Source organism: Vibrio nigripulchritudo ATCC 27043 (genome assembly GCF_000222685.1).
In the GTDB taxonomy this organism is placed as follows: Bacteria; Pseudomonadota; Gammaproteobacteria; order Enterobacterales; family Vibrionaceae; genus Vibrio; species Vibrio nigripulchritudo.
The window spans coordinates 1-1,308 of sequence record NZ_AFWJ01000209.1 but is presented as its reverse complement, the minus strand read 5'-3'; the positions used below and the strand labels follow the sequence as shown (position 1 = coordinate 1,308).

Here is a 1,308-nt window from a genome sequence, read left to right as displayed (position 1 = left end):
AGTGGCTGTGAGCAGTTGAGATGCGTGATTCAACCTCAGTTTCATCAAGTAAGAGGTATAGCTTTCGTTAAAGTGTTGGATAAACCAACGATGTATGGTGTTTTCACTCACGTACATATAATCCGCGAGGCTTTTTAACGTGATATCGGATGAGTAATGGTTGTCGATGTACTTACAGACTTGGTCAACTCGACTGAAATTACTGTTTGTTTTTTCTCTTTCCCCTTCCGAAAGGTAGGAAAGCAAAGTTGTGTGGGATTGGTCGGCACACAAATCCCCAAGAATCTGAATTAATACTGCAAGCTGCCCTATGGGGGTCAGGCTGTTGAAGTTATCGAGATGCTGGAAAACTTTTTCTGCGGTGTCTGCGGAAAACCTGACACCTTTGCTCGCATTTTTAATAACGGGACCTAACTGCCGGAGTTCGACGCAGCTGTACATGAGTTTGGCAATCCATTCCTCACGAAACCAGATAACGTGAGTTTCACACGGATTTTGTTCACTGGAATTTATTGATTCAAAACTGTGCGCAATACCCGGACCAATCAGAAGCAGTTCGTTGTGCTCAATCTGACCTTCAAAATAGCCCGACCTCTCGATTTGCCCTGAAAGTTTCTGTGTAAAACAAGTTCAAACTCTTGATGGGCATGCCAATATTCTGGCTTCGTCACCTCCTCAAACATCTTATAGCGCCAAGACCAACCGACCCGTTGAGGGACTTTTTGCATCGTTGCTTTCATTTGGATTCGACTCCCACTCACCTATCACTTCGATGTGTTTGGCAGTGATACCACGCACAATCAGCAATAATCAAGAAAAGTATCAATAGTCGATAGAATAGTATCAGGAACGCAAAATGGAAGTGTTACGGTTAATAAGTCGGCACAGTAAAGGAGAAACAAAGTATGTCCGAATATTTTAACCACTTACTGCCAAAGCTCACCTCGCTTGTAGAATCCAATCAGCAGGCTTTGTCTCAGGCAACGGAGCTGTTCACAAAAGCTATTGTTGAGGACAACATGATACAGGTTCTGGGAACGGGTCATTCTCATATGATTGGTTTAGAGGGATTTATTCGTGCAGGTGGTCTTGGCAACATCAACGCTATTTTGGATTCGGTATTGCTCACCAACGACGGAGCACTCCGTGGTTCAGCAATGGAAAAACTGCCGGGGCTGGCTGAAGTCATCTGGAATGATCAGAACATCTCCCCTAACGATGTGATTATGGTGATTTCCAATTCTGGGCGAAATCCACTTCCCATAGAATTTGCACAAATCGCAAAGTCCAAAGGTCATTCGGTTATCG

The 1,308-nt window shown here is 44.1% G+C and carries 2 protein-coding genes; one reads left to right on the top strand and one right to left on the bottom strand.

Annotated features, from left to right (window positions below; all coding sequences use genetic code 11):
- The coding region (locus RH89_RS30385) for a helix-turn-helix transcriptional regulator (RefSeq protein ID WP_004403741.1) at window positions 1-441 on the bottom strand (441 nt) is incomplete at its 3' end.
- 464 nt (window positions 442-905) lie between these two features.
- Here RH89_RS30385 and RH89_RS15170 point away from each other — a divergent pair.
- Window positions 906-1,308: sugar isomerase domain-containing protein (locus RH89_RS15170; protein ID WP_004403735.1), on the top strand; the 403-nt coding region annotated here is incomplete at its 3' end.